This window comes from Mesorhizobium sp. P3_A9 (genome assembly GCF_056402975.1).
On sequence record NZ_JBFUGJ010000229.1, the window covers coordinates 1 to 9736 of the forward strand.

The window sequence follows — 9736 nt, forward strand, 5'->3', positions numbered from 1 at the left end:
GCCCAGGAATGTTTAGCTGCGGGCGGAGGTGCCAGAACCAATGCTTGATTCACCGTCAGCCCTGCCAGAATTGATGCAAAGCCTGTGGCTATCGCCGCGCTATCGCCGCTGACCGTCGTCCGGTCAGCTTTCGCGCGGCGGGGTACACCAGGTGCGTCCTTCTGAATTGGTGCCCCCGCTACATCGGCGGTGAATGCCTTTGTCAGACGGGCCTCACCGGTCATGATGGTGAACGCAACGGCGTGCGGTTCCGCAGGCAGAGGCTCTGGGGGCGCGAAATCCGCAAACAGTTTAGGGTGCGCCGCGGGCCGGGGTTTGGCCAATAGGTCGCCAATGTGGAGAGGTTGCGCCGGAAGCGCTTTGACTGTAAGGTTCATTTCGGTTCCGATACGATCTTAGCGCCGACCTTGCCGTTTCCGCGGCGGTCGGCTTTTTCGTTTCAAATTCGTGTCGGTCGATTTGGTCGTCGGGCTAGGAAGACGTGCGGTTTTCTGCCAGTTCGCCCATGGCAGGGGCGTACCAGAGATATTTCGCCATCATGTCGCGGAACTTCGACGCCTGTCGCAGCTTCTCGAGCACTCGTCGCACGTTGGGGCCGGTGTTTGCCCGCTCGCTCGGCGGCAGTGATATCGCCAGTTCGAAGAACATCTCTCCAGGACGTCCGTCCTGATTGGCGCCTCGCGCCGTGAACATCACCATGCCAGGCGTCATCGCCTCGCCTGGGAATAATTCGGCAACTGTCAGCGGACGCAGATCGCAAAACACCGGCGGCCGATCGAGCACCGTCAGATGGCCAAGCCGCAAAGCTCGGCGGCGCTCAGCGCGGGACATCAACGCGGCCGTCAAGCTTCCCACCCTGCGCGAGCACGCTCTTGGCGCTTGGCGCGCGCTGCTGAGCCGCGGTCGGAAGGTGTCCAAGTGTCCGCGTTGTCGATCAGCTTAATGATGGTGCCGACCGCGACGAGAGTCCGGCCACCGAGCCGATTGAAGGATAATTTGCCTTCGGCCTCAAGGCGATACAGCGACGAGGGGGAAAGACCGAGCAGTTCGGCAGCAGTCACGAGCGGGAGGAATGGCCGCTGGCGCCAGGGGATTTCCGGTTTTGGGGTTTTGGTGCGATCGGCGCGCGACGGCGCGGCTGCAGCTTGGACTGCCATCTGACTTGCCTTTCAACGAAGCGCTACGCGCTCATTTTTCGGGAGGGGGTGCGTCGCGCCACTCCGGGCCAGCCAGTTCATCAGGTTCGCAAAATCAAATGCAACGCAAATGCACTCTATCAGGGTTCAGTATGATGTCAAGCCTAAACGGACATCAGTACTTGCGTACAATGCGATGGTTGTTCATCACATCGCACCGATACTAATTCGTATGTCGTTTTTATTTGTGTATGTCGAAACTAGAATCTCAACGCGGCCCGACGCGATAGCTCTTCGGTGGCGTCAACAATGAAGGCCGAATAATGCTTCTCGATCATTTCGCTGCTCGTATCGTGAAGCGCCGCCACCAAACGGACGGGCAGGCCGGCTTTCAACCCGCGAACAATCGACGAATGTCGGAAAGCATACATAATAGTGTCCGTCGGCAAGCCGGCCTTTGCGATGGTTGCGGACCAAAATTTGTCGACTTCGTAGGCCGGCCCCCAGGCCCGCCGACGGTCCTTCTCCCACTTCACCGGCCCGACGCTGCGGTATGCCCAGCGCTCAAGCAGTGGCGCGTCGGCCTCGCGGTTGGCCAGCGCCGGCTGCAGCCGCTCCACGACTTCGGCCGCAACCGGTGTCGATACTGCGGGCCTGGCCTTTGCAGAGCGGCCTTTCGAGGATCCGGGCATCATCAACCGGGAATGTTCGATCTGGACGTCGCCGACCCGGAGCAGCCGCATTTGCGAGTGGCGTGCGCCAGTCGACGCCGCCACGAGAGCCAAGCGGCCGAAGTCGGTGTCAACCTCAAATGCCGCATCGACGGCCGACCTGATTTGTTTGTCGGTTAGCAATTGCTTCCGGGCATCGGCGGTCACGCTCAGCGCCCGAGTCCCGACTTTAATCTCCATAGGTAGATGGGCCGGCAGCTCGCGCCTATGGCGTTCAGCGGCCGAGTTGAGGGCCGCTCGCAGGTCATTCAGCAGCCTGTTCAATGTCGACGGTGTAATCGGCTCTGGGGCACCTTCGGCCGGTGTGACTTCGCCCTGGTCGCGGACAGACAACCTAGCTCGCCATTCCTCGATGATGCTGGCCCGGAGTTTCGAAAGACGCGTCCCGGCAAATTTGTGATCGGACAGAACATGGCGGGTCAGGCGCCCTTCGGCGTTGCCGCCTTCACGCACCGATCGCTTTTTCCGCTCGGCTACATAGGCCGCCACTGCGGATCGAACTGTCGGACCATCCGAGCCGGCTGMAGATGTTTGGCTGGCCTCGTATTGTCGTTTGCTCCAGTCGAGGGCAGCGGTGACGGCAGCTCGATATGTCAGCGTGCCGCCCGCCGGCGTTCCGTCATCATCGGAGGCGCCGAGCTTCTCCTCAACGCGATGGCCCTCGGCAACGATCTTGGCTATCCAAACGCCGGCGCCGCAGGCCGGCTTGCGATACCCCAGGCTCACGCCGCCGCGGCCGCCACTGACCCCTTGCCAATAGGGATTCTTCCGCGGCGCTAGACGACCGCGCTTGGACGGGCTATCGATGTCAGAAATTCGCCGTCCCACAGAGCGTCCCACACAGATTGGAGAGATGACTGTGATAAGCATAACGGCAAGTGGCCGGGATACAAGGCTTTCAGGATATCATCTTTATCCGGCACGGACCTGAGCATCGCCCTCCGAAGGCAGAGGTCACAGGTTCGAATCCTGTCGGGTGCGCCAACGTACATTCGCAAATCGACCACGTTTCGCTTTTTTCGGTTGTCGGAACGTTGATATTTGAAGGCCGGTGCCGATCCCGCCCGTCGCCTGCGTTGAAACCTCATTTCCGAGTTGGACAGACGAGAATGGACCGCTAGTGTAGCGATTCAACGACAATGAAGCTGGGCGGCTTATGTATAAACAGGGGGTACCATCGCCGAAGCGCTCGGTCGTAGTCAGACGAAAAGCTACGTCTTGCCCGCACCTCACGCGAACATCTTGCCAAACTTGCAACTGCGAGCACGAAAAGCGAGCGAAAATGCCCCGTAAACGGCCTTGGGCTCACTTCCTCGAAGCTGTGCTCCAACCCCACTGCCGCATCATGCACGAACTGGGCAACCTCCCAGTCGATCTGCAAGATTTTAGATCTGTCTACGCCGCGAGCCGAGACCGCCACGGATCAGGCTAACCGAAACGCTCGGTCGCCTGGTCCCAGCCTCGACGGCACCCGTCGCGGCAGAAGGACAGTTTAACTATCCATCGTTACCGATCACACCTTGAAGTCAGGAATTGCAGTGCCACGAGGACGTAAACCCGGGACGAAGAGTGCGGCTCCCAAGCCGGAAAAAGTAGCACCACCGATTGCGACAACGCTCTGGGCTGCAGCCGACAAGCTGCGGGGCAACATGGATGCTGGCGAATACAAGCACGTTGCGCTTGGCCTGATATTCCTGAAATACATCTCGGACCGATTCGACGCCCGCCGCAAAGCTGCGCTCACCGACCCTGAAGAACGAGATCTTGTCGACGACCGCGACCTCTATCTCGCCGACGGGATCTTTTACGTCCCCGATCGCTCGCGCTGGGACTTTCTCAAAGAAAACGCGACCAGCACCAAGCCCACAGTCGGCGAGTTGCTGGATCAAGCTATGCTCGACATCGAAGCTGAGAATTCCAGCCTTCGCGGCGTCCTGACTAAGAACTATGCGCGCCAGGAACTGGATCAGACCAAGCTCGGCGAGGTCCTGAAGCTGTTCTCCGACATCAAGTTTGACGACTCCCACAAGGGGCAAGACGTTCTAGGCCGTGTCTACGAATACTTTCTCGGCGAGTTCGCCAAGATGGAGGGCAAGCGTGGCGGGCAGTACTACACCGCCGGCTGCGTGGTGAAGCTGCTAGTCGAGATGCTGGAGCCGTTCAAAGGCCGCGTCTATGACCCTTGCTGTGGTTCCGGCGGCATGTTCGTGCAGTCCGAGCGTTTCGTGGAAGAGCACGGCGGCCGGCTCAACGAAATCTCCGTCTACGGTCAGGAGTCCAACGCAACGACGTGGCGCCTCGCAAAGATGAACCTTGCTATCCGTAGCATCGAAGCCAATCTCGGCCCCAAATGGGCGGACACCTTTCACGAGGATCTTCATAAGGGCCTGATGGCGAAATACATCCTAGCCAACCCGCCGTTCAACGATAGTGACTGGGGCGGTGAAAAACTGAAAGGTGACGGCCGCTGGAAGTATGGTGTCCCACCCGTAGGAAACGCCAACTTCGCCTGGCTCCAGCATATTATCCACCATCTTGCGCCAGATGGATACGCAGGCGTGGTGCTGGCCAACGGTTCCCTCTCGAGTCAACAATCGGGGGAAGGTGACATCCGCCGGGCCATGATCGAGGGGAGTGAGATCGCGGAACCGAATGGAACGAAGACACTCCTTCCAGGGCTCGTTGACTGCATTGTGGCCCTCCCCGGCCAGCTCTTCTCCACGACGCAAATCCCTGTCTGCCTCTGGTTCCTCACGCGCGACAAATCCAACGGTATCTCACGCGACAAGAAGTTACGAAACCGTACAGGTGAGATCCTTTTCATCGACGCGCGCGGGCTCGGCACGATGGTCTCGCGGACGCTGAAGGAACTGACCGACCAGGACGTCGCCAAGGTCGCTGATACCTATCATGCCTGGCGCGAGGTTGGCGGTCGTTATGAAGACGTGCCTGGTTTCGCGCGAGCTGCCAACGTCAAGGAAGTGGCCGATCAAGGGTATGTTCTGACACCGGGACGTTACGTTGGAACTCGGGAAAGCGACATCAAAGAAGAACCCTTCGACTTCAAGATGGGGAAGTTGATCGAGGCGCTGCGCGAGCAGGTGGATAAAGGCGCCATGCTCGACGATCGCATCCGAAAGTCTCTGGCGGGAATTGGCTATGGCTGGTGATTGGCAACCAGTTCCGTTGGGATCATTGGCGGCAGACCACGAGGGTGCAATTGCAATTGGCCCTTTTGGCTCGGCGATGAAAGCTGAACTTTATACTTCGAATGGCGTCCCGGTCATCCGGGGAACGAACATCAAATCCAGTCGCAAATTGGGCGGGGACTGGGTTTTCATTCCAGAAGATTTTGCTGACGCAATGCCGCGCTGTGTTGTCCGTGAGGGTGATCTCGTGTTCCCTCATAGGGGTGCGATCGGCGAAGTCGCACTCGTACCCGGAAACCGGGATCGGTATTTTCTATCGACGAGCTTCATGAAAATCACGCTGGATCGGGAGAAGGTCGATCCCAGATATGCCGCTTACTACTTCAGGTCGGCCGTAGGGCGCTCGGAGATTATGCGGTTTGCGTCGCAAGTGGGCACCCCTGGAATCGGGCAACCGCTGACATCGCTTCGCCAGTTTGTCATCCCAGCGCCTCCGGTGTCGATACAGCGCGCAATTGCGGACCTACTATCGGCCCTCGAAGACAAGATTGAGCTAAGCCAAGAAATGGCGGCAACCTTGGAAGAGACAGCGCGGGCGTTGTTTAACAGCTGGTTTGTAGACTTCGATGCAGTTCGCGCCAAGGCCGAAGGACGCGACCCCGGGCTTTCAGTTAAGACGAGTGCGCTCTTTCCGGAGCGCTTCGGAGCAGATGGCTTGCCTGAAGGGTGGGTGAAGCGGCCGCTCCTTCAATTCGCGCGTCTGATTTCGGGAGGGACCCCCAAGACTGACGAGCCAGCTTATTGGAATGGCCTGCTGTCTTGGGCTAGCGCCAAGGACGTAAGCCAGTGTCCCGATCGATTTCTGATCGGGACTGAACGAACTATTACAAAAAGGGGCCTAGACGAAAGCGCAACCCGTATCGTGCCTGCGTTTTCGACCGTCTTCGTCGCCAGAGGTGCAACTACAGGAAGACATTGTCTGTTGGGGCGTGAAATGGCTATGAATCAGACGTGCTACGCGCTCGATTCGATTAAAGAGACACCCTTCTGGCTGGCCTGCGCCTTCACGCACCTGGTGGATGAATTGGTGCAGAGCGCGCACGGCTCTGTATTCGACACGATTACCACCACAACGCTAGGTACCGCCAACGTTATTGATGGTGGGCAGGCATTAATGGGCGCGTTTGAGATATCGGTTCAGCCACTGTATCAGCGCATACTTGGGCTCATTGAAGAGGCCGCTATACTGCGTACTCTCCGCGACACGCTGGCACCCAAGCTGATCTCCGGCGAGCTTCGGATCAAGGACGCCGAGAAGGCGGTGGCCGCATGAACGAACGAGGCGTCGACTTTGCCTGGTCCATATTTTCAGACCTACCTGATGAGCCAGAAACCAAATACGGCGCAATGCTGGTCAATTGGAACGGTCAGACGGGCCGGACGACATACGACATGGCGCAATCCTACAAGACAGCCGCCTTCCGCTTGCTGGACGAGGCTAGCAGCTGCAACGAGTCCTGGGAGAGCATCGATCCGATTTTGTTCTGCTTCCGGCACGCTCTCGAACTGAACCTCAAGGCGATCCATGAGGCCCAACCGCAGCGAAACCATGGCCTCCGCGACCTCGCTTTCCAACTGCACGAGCGTCTGACAGGTTGTTATCAGCAGTCGCAGTTGGACTGGCTCAGGGATCGCATTCTGGAGTTCGATACCGTCGATCCACGTTCGACGGCGTTCAGGTATGACGACGTCGCCAATGCCAATGTCGCGCCTGAGGTTTGGGTCGACTTCGCGCGGCTCCGTCGGATCATGAACGCAATCTTCAGCGCACTTGACAGGGTCCGGCTTGACGACTTCGAGCGTGTCAGGAAGGAACCCTGACGATGCCCTACTCGCTCCAGATGCTCCGCGCCCTGCTTGAGCTCCACCCAGACCGTGCGGAGCCTCTCAGGATTCACATAGAGGCCTTGGAGCGCAGCATCGAGAGCCAGCCGGCCTTCTGCCTGCAGAGTGTCAGGACGCTCTTCGAAGCGGCACATTCGACGATAGGGCCACGCTTGGGTATCGAGTTTCGCAAGAAAGACGGCTTCCCGGACCGAATGCGCGGGGTGATCGATGCGATGGATTTCTCGCTAACAGATCACCCAAACGCAGCGGATATCAACGAACACATCAAGGCGCTTACCAAGGGAATCGATGACATTGCTGTCGCGCTGGCGAAACTCAGCAACGTACCCAACATGCGCCATGGCGGATCGCTCGATTGGGGAACGCTGCAGCGCCAGCATGCACTGATGCTTGGCGGCCTTTGCGACAGCCTTGTCGCCTTCTTGTTCGATGTCGCGTGGAGCCGAGCGGAACCGGGGCTGCAGGACGACGGTGCCGCGACCTACAGCACAAATGCTGCGTTCAACGAGCATCTCGATGCCGAGTACGACATGGTCGAGATAGCAGCCGCAAGCTTCCAACCGAGCTACGTTCTCTTTCACTTGGACGAAACGGCCTATGATGCCGCCCGCCTCGATTGGGAGGCAGAAGGTCTGACCGCAGGCTCTCAGGGCGCCGAGATTGCGGCATGACCGAGAGTTACGTCCTGCCGACGGAAAAACGACGCCTTGAGCTTGCAGAGGAGGCGGTCGAACTCGCAGCCCTGTCCTGGTTCGAACTGATTGGTTGGAAGTCGGTTCCCGGCGACTATCTCGCGCCTGATGGCCCCATGGGCGCCCGTACGGATTATCGGCAGGCAATCCTGGAGCCGGAGCTACGTAGCGCACTGGCAAGCCTCAATCCGGAAGCGACGGCAGCCATGGTCGATGCGGCAGTGCGAACGATCATGGCCGTGCCCAGCCAGGATCTGATCGAGAACAACAGGCTTTTCCATCCGTTTCTAGTTTCTGGCGTTCCAGTCGAGATCAACGACCGTGGAGAGACGCGAACTGTCGGGTTGCGAATTCTTGATCGCGATAGCCCCTCGGCCAACCGTCTGCTCGTCGCGAACCAGTTCATCGTGAAGGGAGACCGTGGCGTCGTTCGCACGGACCTGACCGCCTTCGTGAACGGACTCCCGGTAGCGATCTTTGAGTTCAAGAGCCCAGCCAGCATCAATGCTACGCTGGAACGGGCACATACCCAGTTGAGGAACTACGCCGAGAAATGCCCGGACCTATTCCGTGCGAACCAGGTTCTCGTCGTAAGCGACGGCATGAAAGCCCGGATCGGGTCGCTCACGGCGGAACCGGATCGGTTCGCGCCTTGGAGAACCATTGATGGAACCGATCTGGATGACAGCGGTCGGTCGGAACTCGAGGTGCTCATCCGTGGTGTCTTTGCGCCGGAGCGCTTCCTCGATTTCATCGTCGACTTCGTGGCGTTCGAGGTGAAGGACGGGACCGTCAGGTCGAAGAAGCTCGCCGGATATCATCAATTCTACGCCGTCCGGAAGGCATTGGCTTCAACCGTGGCCGCCTCAGAGAGCAGATCACGGAAGGGCGGTGTCGTGTGGCACACGCAAGGGTCTGGCAAGTCGCTGACGATGCTATTCTTCGTGCGTCAGCTCCAGTTGGCCAAGGCGCTTAAAAACCCGACGATCGTCATGGTAACGGATCGCAACGACCTGGATGACCAGCTCTTTGGCACCTTTGTTGACCATAGTGCGGCTCTACGCGGAACGCCCCGCAAAGGCGAAACAGCGGAGGAGATGCGAAGGCTGCTGTCAGTTGATATCGGCGGCCTCGTATTCACGACGATACAGCGGTTCCGTGGTGCGGATGGCACACACCCGCTGCTCACGGATCGCAGCAATGTCGTCGTGATCGCCGACGAGGCCCATCGAACGCAATACGGGTTCAAGAAGACATTCGTGGAACGCGACGGCGAGATCAGGGAAGCTGTGGGGTTCGCGGACTATCTCCATCAGGCCCTGCCGAATGCCACGGCCGTTGGGTTTACTGGGACACCTATCGACGAAAGGGATCGCGACACTTACGGAACCTTCGGCGACGTCATCGACACCTACGACATGACGCAAGCGGTGAGGGACAAGGCGATCGTTCCAATCCACTACACCGCACGGCTGGCTAGATTGCACTTAAACCTGTCCGATGAGGACCGGGTCCAACTCGACACACTGGCGGAGGAACTTGCGGAAGGAGAGGACGCTGCCGTCGAGCGGATCAAAGGCAAGCTCGCGAGATTCGATGAGGTCGTCGGCGCCCCAGACCGGGTGGAAGAAATCGCGGCAGACGTCGTCGCGCATTTCGAGAAACGCAGGGAGGCGATGGCCGGCGGCAAAGGAATGATTGTCGTGATCAGCCGGAAAGTCGCGGTGATGCTCTATGACGAGATTGCCAAGTTGCGCCCTGACTGGGTTTCGGCCGAAGCGCGCGATGACACTAGTGGTATGCTAAAGGTCGTCATTACCGGGAACCGCTCTGACGACCCTGCTTCGCTGCAACCGCACCTACGCACGAAGTCTCGGCTGGAAGCTCTCGCCAATCGCTTCAAGAAGCCGGCGTCCGGCTTCGACTTGGTCATTGTCCGTGATATGTGGCTGACAGGATTCGATGCACCCTCGCTTCACACTCTCTATGTCGACAAGCCGATGCAAGGGCATGGCCTCATGCAGGCCATCGCGCGTGTCAATCGCGTCTGGGGTGATAAGCCTGGTGGCTTGGTCGTTGACTATCTCGGTATCGGAGCCGAATTAAAGGCGGCTCTTTCG

At 59.0% G+C, this 9736-nt stretch carries 9 protein-coding genes; 5 read left to right on the top strand and 4 right to left on the bottom strand.

Features of this window, described 5'->3' with window-relative positions; all coding sequences use genetic code 11:
• The 4 genes from AC1DX0_RS24670 to AC1DX0_RS24685 form a co-directional block, all read right to left on the bottom strand.
• On the bottom strand, positions 1-377 hold a 377-nt coding region (locus tag AC1DX0_RS24670; protein ID WP_477357156.1), incomplete at its 3' end, for a hypothetical protein.
• Between the two features lie 94 nt (positions 378-471).
• A complete protein-coding gene (locus tag AC1DX0_RS24675; RefSeq protein ID WP_477218729.1) occupies positions 472-831 on the bottom strand; it encodes a hypothetical protein in 360 nt (119 codons plus the stop codon).
• 11 nt (positions 832-842) lie between these two features.
• Positions 843-1157 (bottom strand): hypothetical protein, encoded by a 315-nt coding sequence (locus AC1DX0_RS24680; protein ID WP_477218728.1) that lies wholly within the window; start codon positions 1155-1157, stop codon positions 843-845.
• Positions 1158-1396: 239 nt separating this feature from the next.
• Complete coding sequence (locus tag AC1DX0_RS24685) at positions 1397-2593, bottom strand: integrase (RefSeq protein WP_477357158.1); 1197 nt, start codon at positions 2591-2593, stop codon at positions 1397-1399.
• Between the two features lie 794 nt (positions 2594-3387).
• Here AC1DX0_RS24685 and AC1DX0_RS24690 point away from each other — a divergent pair.
• The 5 genes from AC1DX0_RS24690 to AC1DX0_RS24710 form a co-directional block, all read left to right on the top strand.
• Positions 3388-5037, top strand: coding sequence for a type I restriction-modification system subunit M (locus AC1DX0_RS24690; RefSeq protein WP_477218726.1), 1650 nt, complete (start codon positions 3388-3390; stop codon positions 5035-5037).
• On the top strand, positions 5027-6349 hold the full coding sequence (locus tag AC1DX0_RS24695; protein ID WP_477218725.1) for a restriction endonuclease subunit S: 1323 nt from the start codon (positions 5027-5029) through the stop codon (positions 6347-6349). Before AC1DX0_RS24690 ends, AC1DX0_RS24695 begins: the two co-directional genes overlap by 11 nt.
• Positions 6346-6897 carry a hypothetical protein gene (locus AC1DX0_RS24700; RefSeq protein WP_477218724.1) on the top strand — a complete coding sequence of 184 codons (552 nt, stop codon included), beginning with the start codon at positions 6346-6348 and terminating at the stop codon, positions 6895-6897. Before AC1DX0_RS24695 ends, AC1DX0_RS24700 begins: the two co-directional genes overlap by 4 nt.
• Positions 6898-6899: 2 nt before the next feature.
• Positions 6900-7595, top strand: a complete 696-nt coding sequence (locus tag AC1DX0_RS24705; protein ID WP_477218723.1) for an abortive infection family protein — start codon at positions 6900-6902, stop codon at positions 7593-7595.
• Positions 7592-9736 (top strand): type I restriction endonuclease subunit R (locus tag AC1DX0_RS24710; protein ID WP_477357160.1); only part of this gene is annotated, 2145 nt, incomplete at its 3' end. The genes AC1DX0_RS24705 and AC1DX0_RS24710, both read left to right, overlap by 4 nt.